Genomic DNA, 14632 nt, shown 5'->3' with positions numbered 1-14632 from the left:
AACCCATATCGGTACGCCTACGACCATTTCCCCGTCGTACCTGATCGTACCTGCTAAATTTTACTCCTGATTGGCTACCGGCAGGACTTTAACGGTAAGGGAATCTATGACCTCCACTTCGTAGCCCAGGTTGATGTCCAGCTGGGCGGCCCCCTCCTTAAGTTTGGCAGCTCCTTCTTTGCTGACTTGGGTATCCCAGGCATAAAGCCGCTTCAGGTTAGGCAATTCTGCCAAATGATCCAGGCCTTCATTGCTTACCTCTGTTCCATATATATTCAGGGATTCCAAAAATTCCAGATCCTTTAAATGTGCCAGCCCGGCATCGGTGATCTCCGTCTTTTCCGCCCGCAGCCGTGTAAGGTTTTTAAATTGTCCAACGGAAGCCAACCCTTCATCCGTTAATGGGGTATCTTTGACATCCAGCCAGGTAATCTGCTCCGGAAAATCTGCCGCCAGCCTGCTCAAAATCTCATCCACAGGGTCTTTTTTGTACAGGGTAACCTGTAGCCAGTTGGCATCGTTGGAAAGGGGCTTGATGGCGATGCCTTCCTTCACATAGGCATTTAATTTTTCCTCATCAGGAACCGTAGTTCCTTCGGCCAGCAGAATTTCTACAGCGGTTTTATTGGCATTGGGATCGGTGAGGGTAAGCAGTACCTTTTGTACCTCCTGATCGGCCTGCAGCTCGGCTACCTTCTTTTCAAATGGTGCTCCTTCATTGATCCACCATTCAAATAGCAGCACCTGCTCATCGGACAATTGAGACTTGCCTTTCGGCGGCATGTGATCATCGTGGTTTTGGTCCAGGTGTATCCTTTTGATCATTTCACTTTCGGCAGCATTGCCCGGTTCAAAGATGGCCCCGTTTTCGCCCCCCTTCAACAGCGCCTCCCGGGTATGCATCTGCAGATCCCCCTTTTTCTTATCGGCATTGTGGCAGGAGTTGCAACGAATTTCCATAATTGGATGGATGATATCCGTATACACCACGGCCTCATCCAGGTTTTCGATCAGCTTTGGGCCTTTTTCCTCTATGGACATCCCCGCCAGTTTTTTTATTCCCTTGGGCAGGTACTGGGTCAGGTAATTGGACCCGTGGGTGAGGGACCCTCCGTAATGGCCGGCCACTGCCAGAAATACCATCATCAGGGAAAATGATCCCAGGTAGGCCCTTTTCAATTTGAGGGTGGTTTTTTTCTCTTTTTGACTGTAAAGCCACCAGGTGCCAAAAGCAAAGAGCACCAAAAGAATACCTGCCCACTGGTGGACAAACAACAAATCTTCTCCATAATCACCCGCCTGGGCCAGCATCAGGCCCAAAATGGCAGTGGCAAAGGCTGAAATAGCCCCCAAGCCCAGTACAAAGCCAATGGCCGGTTTCAGATAAGCAAACTTCTCCCTGCGGGATAATAACTCCATGAGGAAGCCCAGGGCAAGAAAGCCAATGGGTAGGTGTAACAACAAAGGATGAAATCTTCCGAAGAAGATGATGATTTCTGAGGACTGCTCCATTTATTTTATGCGATAATTTTATGTACAACTTTTCCTGACACATCGGTCAGCCTAAAATCCCTTCCCTGGGAAAAATAAGTGAACTTTTCATGATCCATTCCCATCAAATGCAAGATGCTGGCCTGCAAGTCATGCACATGCACCTTATCTTCGATACCATAATAACCTATTTCATCGGTTTCACCAAGTGTAAACCCACCTTTTACGCCTCCACCTGCCATCCAAACCGGAAATGCCTCCGTATGGTGGTCTCGTCCCTTGAAAGGCCATTCTCTTCCTCCCCTGTTTTCCTGCATGGGGGTACGGCCAAATTCTCCTCCCCAGACCACCAGCGTTTCATCCAGCAAACCCCGCTGCTTCAGATCCTTTACCAAAGCCGTCATGGCCTGGTCCACAGGTTTACATTTAATCGGAAGGCCCTCGTCAAGGGATTCCCTTTCTGCCACGCCATGCATGTCCCAGCCCCAATCAAACAACTGTACAAACCTCACCCCTTTCTCTACCAGTCTTCTGGCCAGCAGACAATTGTTGGCAAAAGATGTTTTTCCCGGCTCGGTACCGTACATTTCATGGATATAATCCGGCTCTTCTTTGATATCCATCACATCAGGCACGGAGGTCTGCATGCGGTAGGCCATTTCGTATTGGGAAATGCGGGTAAGGGTTTCGGGGTCTCCGAACTCACTGTATTCTTTTTCATTGATGCGGTTGATGGCATCAATGGTCTGCTTCCGTAGGCTTCCGTCCATGCCTGATGGATTAGAAACGTAAAGTACCGGGTCTCCCTCAGACCGGCATTGCACTCCCTGGTAAACCGAAGGCAAAAAGCCGCTTCCCCAAACTGATTTCCCGGCATCAGGTGTATTCCCACCGGAAACCAAAACCATAAATCCAGGCAAGTCTTCATTTTCAGAACCCAGACCGTAAGTCACCCAACTCCCCATACTGGGCCGGCCCAATCTGGGCGAGCCGGTTTGCAGCAGCAATTGTGCAGGAGCATGGTTGAACTCATCCGTGTGCATGGTTTTGATCAGGGTCACATCATCCACAATGCTGGAAAAATGAGGTAAATTATCCGAAACCACCATGCCGGAATTTCCTCTCGGTCTAAATTGAGCCTGTGGTCCCAGCATCTTGGGTATACCCTGGATAAATGCAAACTTTTTACCTTCCAGCAAAGATTGTGGACAGTCCTGCCCATCCAGTTTTGCCAATTCCGGCTTGTAATCAAATAATTCCAATTGGGAAGGAGCCCCAGCCATGTGAAGGTAAATGATTCGCTTGGCCTTGGGGGCAAAGTGAGGCACCTGGCTGAGCAATTCATCCACCTTTCCCTGCATGTCTTTCGGACCAGCCGAATTGTTGCAGCCCACCATTCCTCCAAGTGCCAGGGCACCTAGTCCTGTGGTACATTGCTTCAGGAAATGCCTGCGGGTTTGACTTTGCAGGTGCCTGTATTGGTGTTCCTCGGTAATACTTATTCTTCTGCTCATGACTTCATCAGGAATTCATCCAAATTCATTACTGCATTGGCCAGTACGGTATAAATGGCCAAAGCTTCATTTTCTTCTCCTATCAATTGACATACCGCCTCAGGTTGTGTTTCAAAGTACACCTTGCTCTGCTGGTGCAGGGATACCAGATCCTCCAGCTTTTCATCACTGATTCCTTTCCGGACCGCCATGCTGTAAAGCAAAGAAAGTCTTTCCCTTTCATTCCCGGAAGAAACATCCAGCACTTTTCTTCCCAAAGCCAGGGCTGCCTCCAAATAAACAGGGTCATTCAATGTCACAAGTGCCTGTAAAGGCGTATTGGTCTCAATTCTCTTAGGCAGGCAAAACTCCCTGCTCGGGGCATCAAAGGCGATGACCGAAGGATATGGGCTTGTCCTTCTCCAAAAAGTATACAGTGCCCGTCTGTGCTTGTCTTCTCCCTTGCTGGTTTTCCATTGGTCCCCACTGTACACCACCTGCCAAATGCCTTCGGGCTGTTCGGGCATTACACTGGGGCCATACATTTTGTCACTCAATAGTCCCGAAACGGCAAGTGCCTGATCCCTGATCTGCTCGGCAGAAAGCCTCAGCCTCGGGCCCCTGGCCAGCCATTCATTCAAGGGGTCCGCTTCTTTAAGTTCTTCCCTGAAATGGGAAGACTGCCTGTAACTGGCCGACATGACACATTCCTTAAGCAGCTTTTTGATATCCCATTGCATTTCATGCATGAATTTCAATGCCAACCAATCCAATAATTCCGGATGTGTAGGGGCAAAGCCCTGGGACCCAAAATCCTCCAGTGAGGAAACCAGGCCCCTGCCAAACAATTGTTCCCAAATTCTATTGACCATTACCCTGGCGGTTAGTGGGTTATCGGGACTGAATAGCCATTGGCTGAATCCAAGTCTGTCAGGATCATACTGACCCTCGAAAGGATTCCATATTTCAGGAACACCCGCAGTTACCTTTTCTCCGGGCACCATCCAGCTTCCCTTCTCAAACAAGCGTGTTTCTCGTTTGTAGCGGTCCGGAAGGGAGACCATGACCGGCGTAGTTTCCTTCTCGTTTTCGGAATTGTATAATTCGTAAAAGGCTTCTTCAACCTCCTCATATCCCGGATTTTCTTTTCCAGGCAAGGAATGATGCAACATCGCCCACTCAAAAGTACAGGTCAACTCCTTTTCTTCTGCCCCTTCATAAACCAGGTATAGGTCATGGTTTCCCTGCAACGGGCTTATCGGTATAGAAACCACTTCCATCACCGCATAAGACTCTTCCTCCATTGTCTCCTCATTGGTCCTGGTTTTGGTTTTACTTAGCACATCCCAGGTTCCTATTTCCCTTCCCTGGAGACTGTCCAACCGAAAGGATATTTTTCCACCACTATCACTGGCACGAACCTTAAACATCAGCCGGTCTTCACCCGCAAAAGGCAGGGCTTTTGTCAGAGAATAAATGAGCGGATCCACTTTGAAAGTTGCTGTGCCTTTCACCGGTATTCCTTTATCCATCTGCTCAAAATAATGGGGATGAATTTTAGGCTCTCCCAGGCGGATCAATTGGGTGAAATATTTTTCGTTCTTTGTTTTGGTATCACCTGAACTGTTTCTCACCCAGCTTTGAATTCTTTCAAGCTTCTCCTGGTCTTCCGGGGAGTCAAATTTGATCAGCACCGGTGCTTCGCTGGGGATATCCGCATCGGCAGTCTGATTGAAAAAAGCCAGGCTTCTGTAGTAATCTTCATGCCTGATAGGATCATAGGGATGACTGTGGCACTGTACACATTCCATAGTGGTTCCCTGTAAAACAGTCCAGGTGGTATTTACCCGGTCAAGCACTGCCGAAGTACGAAACTCTTCATTATCGGTACCGCCCTCATCATTGTTCATCGTATTGCGGTGAAAAGCAGTGGCAATATACTGCTCGTCCGTAGGATCCGGTAATAAATCCCCGGCCAGTTGTTCGGTGACAAAGCGATCAAACGGCATATTATCATTAAAAGCCTTAATCAGCCAATCCCTGTATTTCCAGATCTTCCGGGGCCGGTCGGCTTCATAGCCTTTGGAGTCTGCATACCTGGCCAGATCCATCCACATGGCCGCCCACCTCTCTCCATAAGCAGGTGATGCCAGGTAATGATCGACCAATTTTTCATAGGCGTTTTCTGATGTATCCCCCACAAATTCCTGCACCTTTTCAAGCTCCGGTGGAAGACCTGTCAGATCCAGGCTGAGTCTGCGTATCAGGGAGTAGCGATCGGAAAGGGGATTGGGCTGCAAACCTTTTTCCTTCAATTTATCCAGTACAAACCTGTCAATATCCGTGATGGCCCATTCGCCTTTGGTTTTGGGTACTTCCTTTTCTTTTGGGGCTTTGTAGGCCCAATGATCATCCCAGGCAGCTCCCTGATTGATCCAATTGGTAAACAAGGCAATTTCCTCTTCGGAAAGGGGCTCAGACTCCAGGGGCATGCGCAACTCCGGATCATGGTGCCTGATCCTGTTTAACAATTCACTTTTGCGGGTATTCCCTGGAACAATTGCGCGCTCACCGGATTCATTGACAGCTAAGGCTTCCTCCTCAAATAATAAACTAAACCCTCCGGACTTCTTGACTCCTCCGTGGCAGGCAATGCACTTGTTGTTTACTATGGGCCGGATGTCCCGATTGTAATCCACCCGCTCACCCAGCACAAATGCGGGAATGACCTGGTGTTTGTTTTCCAGGGGAACAATGCGAAGTATCCATACCAATAAAGCCAGAAGAAATACGCCTGAAAAAGCGTAAATTATTATTTTATTTTGGGTGAGCATAATCAATTTTGCCAGCAGCCTTCATTTTCAGAACAAAGTAATTAAAAAAGGAATCAATTCAAATACATAAAGGGTTAGTCCCTTCTTTTTTACTTTGAGTGGAAAAAAGGTAAGTGCAGATGCACTTACCTTCTCCAAAAAAGAACAATTAAAAAATCACCAACTTAATCTATAATATCATTTGAGATTAATTTTCAGTCTTTTCCTGAACCCTGTAATACAACTTACTCCAATCGACTTCCAATTGTTGCTTATTAGCTTTTATTTCCTGCTGATTGACCGGTCTAAGCTGTTCACCCTGAACAGTAAATTCCGGATTTTCCTCCAAATGGGTCATTTCATTGCGTTCACAGGTCATGCAAATCAGCAAGACCAAAAAAATATCCGGCAAAAACAACCATTTGCTTTTCATAAATAGGATTTGGTTTAGGTTCATTTACCTGTACGCAGGTTAATATTGATTTGTCCTGAAAAAAATAAAAAAATTTATTTTTTCCTGATAATGCTGATTTCTTTCCTTCCGGGTGAAGACATATCTACACCCAGGTAATAATCTGTATGCGCGGGTTGGTTGTATCCCACATTTTGCCAGGCAATGCTCAGGCGGTATTGTGGGTTGTGCATCAGGGTAGTAAATCGATGGGGAGAGGACAATTGGGTCGTAAATATCCTTAGAGCCTGATTGTCGGCTGTTCTGAAAACAACCTCTTCCCGCCAATCGCCCAGCATATCTGCAGCCAAAGCTGGTGTGGATTTGGAGCCATTGTTGGACAGGCAGCCTTCAGCCGTCATTAAGCGTTGCAGGCTTTGATTTTTATAATCCCATTTGTCTATGTGGTTTTTATCCAACAATTCTCTCAACAGGTCTCCATCCCACCAGATGGCGAAATTGATACTGTTCGGCTTCTGACTGATTTCCTCACCCTGATAATTGAACAAACCATGGGATCCGTTCCACCAGTATTCTGCCCCCTTGTGCCTGGGATCAATATCAGCTGCCAGGCCCCTTCCAACATCTTTCCCCTCTTCATGGCCCCATACTATTTCTCCATTGCGGGCATTGAACAAGGCTACCCCATATCCGGCTTCATTGGTTTCATTTTCGTGTATGCCCCAGACCAACTGATCTGCCTGCTCCGGATGAAACCGGCTGACATGCAGGGCATCCCCATGTCTTAGTCCGGTACTATAAAACCCGCTGCCATCATCATCAATGACCATGGCTCCATAAACGATCTCATCTTTCCCGTCAAGATCAATATCATTGATGCTCAGGCTATGATTTCCCTGCCCCGAAAAAGGATTTTCCCTGCCTTCTGAGTCAAAAACCCACCTCGACTGTAGTTCCCCTTTTTTAAAATCCCAGGCAGCTACCACTGACCTGCCGTAATATCCCCTGGCCATTAATAATGAAGGGCTTGATCCATCCAGATAAGCTACCCCGGCTAAAAACCGGTCCACCCTGTTTCCATTGCAGTCATTCCCCGCATTGCCACCTTCACCTCCCCAGCCGCACAAATCACCTCTGCCAGGGATATAATCAACCGTAGATAAAGCCTCTCCTGTCCTGCCGGAAAAAACAGTCAAATATTCGGGCCCATCCAGGATTTTACCGTCCTCATTTCTCCAGTCTCTGCTATCATCTCCTATCACCTGCCCCAGGGCATCCTTACTTCCATCGGCTGTTTTACAGGCAATCTCCGCAATCCCATCCCCATCCAGGTCATATACCATGAATTGGGTATAGTGTGCTCCTTCCCTGATATTGATACCCAAATTGATTTCCCAAAGCATATTTCCTTCCAGGGTATATGCTTGCAGTATAGGCGGATCCGTAAACCCATCCTGGGAATTGTCCCTGGACCTGCCGGTCATGTGTACTACCAATTCGTACTGCCCATCTCCTGTCAAATCCCCTACAGAAGTGTCATTAGGGCGATAACCCTCCGGGGTTTTTAAAGGAATTTCAAGGTATTCTTTCTCCCAAACAGTTACTTCCCGGCTTTTTCTCTGGGTTGTGCTTTTGATAGAATAACCGGGGTTACGACTGAGATCAGCCTGCCCATCCTCAAAATTAGTTGCTTCGGTTATTGGAACACTGTTGATTTTTTCCGCCTTTTCACCAGGGTATTTCCTATACAGGTCAAATCCCGTATCCACGGGCTCATCTCCCAACAAACGCCAACTCAAAAATATTCCACCGGTTTCATTTTTCACGGCTACCAAACCTCTGTCCAGGTACTCCATTTGCCTTTGCCCATACAGGGAAAAGCCAATCATCAAAAGTAGAAATGTTGAGACTATTCGGAATCCTTTCATGGTTATGGTTACTTTTCTTTTTTTCAACTCCAATTACCCGGCATTCAGGTCCAAAAATCAATTTAAAGCAAATTCCACAAAATACGCAGTAAATTGTGTTCAGTGGTTTGCTCTGTACAACTTAAAAATGGCCTGATATCAACTTTCATTGAGGTTGTTTGGATTTTTTTCAAGAATAGCCATAAATATTTTGTAAATTAATTAGTCCCACGCAACCCATCTGCTTTATGTATTGTATAGGCAGATACAAACCCAGCAACTGTGGAAAAATACCTGTCAAACAAGCTTTTGAATGGAATTTCAGGTGGAGACCGGAAATGTCAGGAGATGCTGTACAAGCAGTTTTACAGTTATGGCATGAGTATTTGTCTCCGGTACGCAGCCAATAGGGAAGAAAGTTTGGAAATCCTTCACGATGGATACCTGAATGTCTTTCAACACATTGACCGGTACGATACCCAGCGTCCTTTTACGCTGTGGTTTAGGAGAATATTGATCAACGGAGCCATCAATTACCATAAAAAAAACCTGAATCACTCCGGTCATTTGGGTCTGGAACATATTTCAGAAATTCCGGATTCGGGGAAAAGTGCCACTGACGACCTGAAATATATGGAAATGATTGAACTTATACAGGCTTTACCCATCAGGTACAGAACCGTGTTTAACCTTTATGTCATAGAAGGTTATGAACATCAGGAAATAGCGGAGATGCTGGGCATCTCTACAGGAACCTCAAAATCAAACCTTCACAGGGCGAGGCAAAAGCTAAGGGCTATGTTAACCAATAGAAATCATGAAGAAGCGAGTATCAAACATGAGTGATAAAGAGCTGGATGATTTCTTGAAAAAATTATCCTCCTCCCCTGAAATCCCCTTTGTTCCGGAAGACTGGAATAAAATGGAAAAGATGCTGGACCAGAAAAAGGTGGCCCAACCCCTGAATGGACACAAATGGATCCTTTTAGGATTACTGCTGCTTGCCAGTCTTACTTTCACTGTTTGGATGGAGGCTACTTACAGGCATATTCCGGCAAGCCCTGAAACCACCTCGATCTCCTCTTCTTCCCTGTTAACCCAATTAGATCCTTATAAAAATATAGAAATAAAAATTAAAGATTTAAGTTTTACCTCAGCAGCCCTGTCCCCGGCCAGAGAAGAAAAAGAATCTAGGGAAAACACCGCTGTTTCCGGTAATGCTCCATTTTATCCTGCCATTTCAGACCTAAACCTGACCAATGAAAGGCTGGCTCCAAGTGATTTTAATTTGGACCCGAATGCAAAAAACAAGGTGTTTGAGAAATTTAACCGGATTGGGCTCAAATCCCCAAAACTCGAAATCCAAACAACTGCATTTATCCCAATAAAAGGAGTTTCACCAGATAATCTAAAAAACAATATTGCCCTTGGCTTTCAGGTTTCTCCAGACATCAGTGCAGTCAGGTATACGAATTTTCCACCCTTTGGCCGAAGCATTGGTGTAAGCCTGGAATATTTTCTCAGTGAAAGGTGGAGCATTTCCACGGGTGCCATGCATTCAAAAAAGACCTACCAACAGGGCCCTGGCTACTGGGAAGGATATGCAGCCCATCAATCCTTAAGAGGTGATTGTTGGATACTTGAAGTGCCAGTTAATTTCAGGTATTACCCCATAATGGGTGCAAATGACAAATGGTTTATAAGTACAGGTCTGTCTTCCTATTTCATGATGAAGGAAAACTATACTTTGACCTATGAAAATTATGGAGGCAATCCTTATTCCGAGGAATTGGAAATAACCGGGAATAACCAACATGTATTTGGTATTTGGAACATCGGCTTTGGCTATGAAAGAAGGCTGAGTAGAAAATTGGCTGTCCATGTGGAACCTTATTATCGCTTACCCCTGGTGGGTATCGGGGAAGGAAACCTGGATTTGAAAAGTACAGGAATCTTCTTTGGTATCAAATATTATCCCTCAAATCAAAAATTAAAATTTTAAACATCAGAAATCATGAAAACGACCAAATTAACGCTTAACATGTTTATCCTGCTTGCTTTTTTCACAGTCGCCTGTGAAAAAAATGATGATGGCCCCCGGGTTATCCAAAAAGAGTATGTATTGAATTCGGTGTCGGATCCCATGATACAGGGCACCATCACTTTTACCAAAGAAAGTGAAACAAGCACTTTAATCCGGATTGAATTGGAGGGGACTGAGGCCGGAAATTCTCACCCAGCCCATATCCACAACAATTCTGCCAGCGAAGGTGGTGGTATCGCCATTGGATTGAACAATGTAGATGGTGCTAGCGGAGTCAGTGAAACTACTGTTACCCAAACCGGCGATGGCACCGCCATCAACTATGAAGAACTCCTGAATTTTGACGGGCATGCCAACGTACATTTAAGTTCAACTGCCATGTCTACCTTGATTGCTCAGGGAAATATTGGTGACAATGCCACAGCAAATATGCCCAATGACTCCAATCCAGATAACAACAATAATGATGGCTATTAAAAACTTTTATTTACCCTGCTTATGGGTATTGCTTGCGTGTACATTATTCTCTTGTACCACTGAAAATGAAGCTGATTTATTGCCTGAGGAAGAGCGGTGTGGCGAGGAGTCCGCCTCACTCTCAGGTGATATCATACCCATTATTAACCAGAATTGTGCCATTTCCGGATGCCATGTATCGGGATCAGAGCGAGTAAACCTCTCTGTTCCCGAAAATATTATTCAGTATGCGAATCAGATAAGGAATTTTACCCAAAGTGGTTTTATGCCAGCCCCGGAATCAGGCAAACAATTGACTGCCGCCGAATTAGAATCCATCTACTGTTGGGTGGAAAACGGCGCATTGGATAATTAACCTATTATGAAAAATTGCTGTATAACCATCTTTATTTTCCTGTTATCACAGTCCCTTCAAGCCCAGGGACACAAAACGGTGTCGGGGGAAATTGAGTTCTTTAGCAGTGCCCCGGTGGAAGATATTCAGGCTGTAAACAATGCCCCGACCGGTTTATTTAATGAACAAACTGGCAACCTGGCCTTTCTGGTACCCATTAAAGCCTTCCAATTCCCGAAATCCCTGATGCAGGAACATTTTAATGACAAATTCATGGAATCGCATACCTATCCAGAAGCCACCTTTGAAGGAAAACTGAGCGGCTATGAGCGGGAGAGATCCGGATCCCAGGAGGTTTTGGCTGAAGGCAATTTAACCATTCATGGCCAAACCAATAAAGTACGGGTTCCTGGTAATATCAATTTCACGCGTGACCAAATCATCATGGACGCCGTTTTTCCGGTAAAACTCGAAGATTATGACATTCAGATACCAAAGGTGCTATTTTATAACATTGCGGAAGAGGTAAAGGTAACTGTAAGCTTTGTATTTGAAAAAACAGACCGATGACAAACAAAATACTGGTAATTTCCCTGATCTTTTATTTTCTTTTTCTCAGCACATTGGCGCAGGACAATTTATTGGACCAGCTCAGGGAAGAAGATGAAACCGAATGGAATACGCCCACCTCCACCTTTAAAGCCATCAGGTTGATCAACGGCCATACGGTTGAAACCAGGAAAAAGGGGAATTTGGAATTTTTAATTTCCCACCGCTTTGGAAGGATCAATTCTGGTGCCTATCAATTCTTTGGCATGGATCAGGCCAATATGCGGTTGGGATTGGATTATGCATGGGAGGATTGGCTTACCCTGGGGATAGGAAGAAATTCTTTCAACAAAATGTATGATGGATTTGTTAAAATCAGCCTTTATCAACAAAGCAAGGGTAAAATCAAACTGCCAATAACCCTGGTTTGGCTTTCTAATGCTTCCATCAACACTATCCGCCGTCCGGAGATTCCCATGAACCTGAATAGAAGGTTGCAATATGCCCATCAATTATTAGTAGCCAGCAAGCTGAATCAAAAGGCTTCTATTCAACTGATGCCCACTTATATCCACCGTAACCTGGTCCGGGAAAGGACAGACCCAAACGCTTTACTGGCAATGGGGGCAGGATTGAGTTACCAGATTACCAAAAGCATTCACTTAAATATTGAATATTATCACCGGTTTACAGAGCAGGAAAATGGAAACACCCATCCTCTGGCCATAGGAGTTGATATTGAAACCGGAGGCCATGTGTTTCAATTGCACCTGACCAATGCCCAACAAATGACAGAAACAGGATTTATACCTTCCACTAAGGGTGATTTTTTCAATGGAGACATCCATTTTGGCTTCAACATTACCCGTAATTTCCAATTGAAAAACACCAGGCCGGCCAGGAAATAAGTTTATTTAAGCATGGGTTTGGCCCTTTTACAGAATTGAATGGCCAGACCCCAGGGATCCCTAAGCATCAGCAACCGGGTACCATCTTCCAGGGTATCATCGCTGATCAATTCCGCACCAGCTGCTACCAAACGTTTCTTTTCATCATCCGGGTTTTCTGATACGAAAGCCAGGTGTAGCATCAGGGGATTGAGATTGGCATAGTCCAAAACCGATGCTTTGGCATTTTGGTAAAGTTCGATCATGACTTTGCCACTGTCGTCGGCCAAAAAAGTCATGAAAGGGGCTTTATCCATTTTTTTAACCACCGTTAACCCCAGGTTTTTTTCATACCAGTCTGAAATCGCCTGAGGATGGTGTACGTTGAGTGCTAAATGTTCTATTTTCATGTGTTTTTAATTTGCTTTTAACAGGTCACCCCGATTAGTCGGGTCAAGCTATGGAATCTTTGACGATTAAAATAATCATTGTCCAGTGTGATTAATGATGGTTTTAATCGTGTCGATTTCATACGGTGAAAATAATTTAATTATGGAAAGAATACAAAAAAACCCCTCCATGGGTAATTTTTACCTTGATGGAGGGGAAAAATAAAATGAATTTATGCCCTGTTTGGACTGGGCTTGATACTGGTAAGGTCTGCTATTTTAACAGGTCCGTTGGAATTGATGCTGTTTCTGGCCGCCACACCAACCATTACGGACATGATTCCATCCCGTAATCCAGCGGCATGTTTGTAAGGGTCTGCTGCTTCCGGATTTTTGAAGATTTTATCATGCAATCTTTTATCGCCACCACCGTGACCTCCACGTTCACTGACAACCTGTATGATCTGTGGTTTTTCCCAATTTTTATGCAATACAAGTGGCTCTCTGTGCATGTCCTCCCCTGCATTGTTTTGGTTCATTTCTGCCGCATGAAGGGCTTCCTGATCCATGGTTTCATTGCTCATGAAAGGGATATCCAACCAGGCATCAATTCTGCCCTTCTGACCATTGAATGCTATTTTCCAACCTTCATAAGGACTATACGTCGTCAGGGAATAATTGACCACCGCCTTATTGGCATATTTGATATTGGCCGACATCTTATCATAAATATCAATTTCATGGCGGTAAACACAGCCATCTCTGAAATAACCATCATGGTGCTCATTTTCCACATAAAGCTTCACATCACGCTGGCTTTTGGTGATGTCCCAATAATACTTGCAGTCATTTTTGTGTACACAGGAGCGGCAATTTTTCCCTCTAAAAGGACCGTTGCTGCCGTAGTGCTCCAGGGCACCATAGGCAAAAACTTCCTCAGGGTCAGAATCCAGCCACCAATTCAACAAGTCAAAATGGTGGGTCGCCTTATGTACCCAAAGTGATCCCCCGTTTTCGGTCACTCCATGCCATCTCCGGAAATAAGATGCTCCGTGATGAATGTTGAGGTACCAGTGAAAATCAACAGAAGTAACTTCACCTATCTCCTTGTTCTGAAGCAATTCTTTAATTTTGGTTATATAAGGACTCCAGCGGTAATTGAAACCTACGATCAGATTTTTGTCGGATTTTTTTTCTGCTTCCAGTATCTGCTGACATTTGTCCTCATCCGTGGTCAGGGGCTTTTCGGTGAGCACGTCACATCCGGCTTCCAGGCCTTTGATAATGAACTCGTGATGGGTAGAGTCCATGGTGGTGACGATGACCAAATCCGGTTTGGTTTGGGTTAGCATTTCATCAAAATCCACAAAAGTCGGACAGTCTACCTTCATATAATCGAGTGCATAGTCTAACCTGCCCGGATTGATATCACTTAGACCGACAAACTCCAGAATATCTGAGTATTGTTCCACCAGTCTTCTCCCCCAGAAGGAGGTACCCCTGACTCCTGTTCCTACCAGGGTCACTCTAAGTTTCCTTTTCATGCCAAAGCCCGTTAAAGGGGCAGTCAAGGTTGTTCCGGCTGCCAACAAACTGACAGCATGTAGAAATGACCTTCTTGAAAATTTATTTTCCATGACGATAAAGTTGGTTTATGTTTGAATTTGAAGCTTGGGTCCAGTGAAAAGAACCAGCACCTGCGCAATCGATTGCATAATAATCAAATTTTGAGGAATTGACAAATAATTACCCCTAACCCCTTAAAGCATAAAAAGGTTGATCTATTTTGATTATTATTATTTTATTCTGTTTACTATTGTTTTATTAAATAATTAT

Annotated in this window: 13 protein-coding genes; 6 read left to right on the top strand and 7 right to left on the bottom strand. The window is 45.0% G+C overall.

All coding sequences use genetic code 11. From position 1 onward, the window contains the following. Positions 1 to 60 precede the first annotated feature (60 nt). The 5 genes from HUJ21_RS22190 to HUJ21_RS22170 all read right to left on the bottom strand — a co-directional run bounded on the left by HUJ21_RS22190 (position 61) and on the right by HUJ21_RS22170 (position 8137). Entirely contained in the window at positions 61 to 1512 is a 1452-nt protein-coding gene (locus HUJ21_RS22190; protein WP_291372927.1) for a c-type cytochrome domain-containing protein, read from the bottom strand. 5 nt (positions 1513 to 1517) lie between these two features. Then, positions 1518 to 3005, bottom strand: coding sequence for a DUF1501 domain-containing protein (locus tag HUJ21_RS22185; protein WP_291372925.1), 1488 nt, complete (start codon positions 3003 to 3005; stop codon positions 1518 to 1520). Next, positions 3002 to 5818: a DUF1553 domain-containing protein gene (locus HUJ21_RS22180; protein WP_291372923.1), complete on the bottom strand. Its 2817-nt coding sequence runs from the start codon at positions 5816 to 5818 to the stop codon at positions 3002 to 3004. The genes HUJ21_RS22185 and HUJ21_RS22180 overlap by 4 nt, the downstream gene beginning before the upstream one ends. A gap of 187 nt (positions 5819 to 6005) precedes the next feature. Then, on the bottom strand, positions 6006 to 6230 hold the full coding sequence (locus HUJ21_RS22175; RefSeq protein ID WP_291372922.1) for a hypothetical protein: 225 nt from the start codon (positions 6228 to 6230) through the stop codon (positions 6006 to 6008). A gap of 74 nt (positions 6231 to 6304) precedes the next feature. Continuing rightward, positions 6305 to 8137: a rhamnogalacturonan lyase gene (locus HUJ21_RS22170; RefSeq protein ID WP_291372921.1), complete on the bottom strand. Its 1833-nt coding sequence runs from the start codon at positions 8135 to 8137 to the stop codon at positions 6305 to 6307. A 261-nt stretch (positions 8138 to 8398) separates the two neighbouring features. Between HUJ21_RS22170 and HUJ21_RS22165 the strand changes: the two genes are divergently transcribed. The 6 genes from HUJ21_RS22165 to HUJ21_RS22140 are packed head-to-tail and all read left to right on the top strand — an operon-like array spanning position 8399 to position 12428. Beyond that, a complete protein-coding gene (locus HUJ21_RS22165) occupies positions 8399 to 8962 on the top strand; it encodes a sigma-70 family RNA polymerase sigma factor (protein ID WP_291372919.1) in 564 nt (187 codons plus the stop codon). Continuing rightward, positions 8934 to 10118: a hypothetical protein gene (locus HUJ21_RS22160; RefSeq protein WP_291372918.1), complete on the top strand. Its 1185-nt coding sequence runs from the start codon at positions 8934 to 8936 to the stop codon at positions 10116 to 10118. The genes HUJ21_RS22165 and HUJ21_RS22160 overlap by 29 nt, the downstream gene beginning before the upstream one ends. Before the next feature lie 12 nt (positions 10119 to 10130). Then, positions 10131 to 10637, top strand: coding sequence for a CHRD domain-containing protein (locus tag HUJ21_RS22155; protein WP_291372917.1), 507 nt, complete (start codon positions 10131 to 10133; stop codon positions 10635 to 10637). After that, complete coding sequence (locus HUJ21_RS22150) at positions 10624 to 10992, top strand: 2-polyprenyl-6-methoxyphenol hydroxylase (RefSeq protein ID WP_291372915.1); 369 nt, start codon at positions 10624 to 10626, stop codon at positions 10990 to 10992. Before HUJ21_RS22155 ends, HUJ21_RS22150 begins: the two co-directional genes overlap by 14 nt. A 6-nt stretch (positions 10993 to 10998) precedes the next feature. Continuing rightward, positions 10999 to 11541 (top strand): YceI family protein, encoded by a 543-nt coding sequence (locus HUJ21_RS22145; RefSeq protein WP_291372914.1) that lies wholly within the window; start codon positions 10999 to 11001, stop codon positions 11539 to 11541. Next, a complete protein-coding gene (locus HUJ21_RS22140) occupies positions 11538 to 12428 on the top strand; it encodes a DUF5777 family beta-barrel protein (RefSeq protein WP_291372912.1) in 891 nt (296 codons plus the stop codon). The genes HUJ21_RS22145 and HUJ21_RS22140 overlap by 4 nt, the downstream gene beginning before the upstream one ends. Before the next feature lie 2 nt (positions 12429 to 12430). On the opposite strand, the gene HUJ21_RS22135 is transcribed toward HUJ21_RS22140, so the two are convergent. Together HUJ21_RS22135 and HUJ21_RS22130 are read right to left on the bottom strand one after the other, a co-directional pair. Next, entirely contained in the window at positions 12431 to 12817 is a 387-nt protein-coding gene (locus HUJ21_RS22135) for a VOC family protein (protein ID WP_291372910.1), read from the bottom strand. 212 nt (positions 12818 to 13029) lie between these two features. After that, entirely contained in the window at positions 13030 to 14433 is a 1404-nt protein-coding gene (locus tag HUJ21_RS22130) for a Gfo/Idh/MocA family oxidoreductase (RefSeq protein ID WP_291372908.1), read from the bottom strand. Positions 14434 to 14632: the final 199 nt, after the last annotated feature.

The sequence above is a fragment of the Cyclobacterium sp. genome, from assembly GCF_014762705.1.
Lineage (GTDB): Bacteria > Bacteroidota > Bacteroidia > Cytophagales > Cyclobacteriaceae > Cyclobacterium.
The sequence above is the reverse complement of the archived record's forward strand: the minus strand, read 5'-3'. Positions and strand labels throughout refer to the sequence as shown.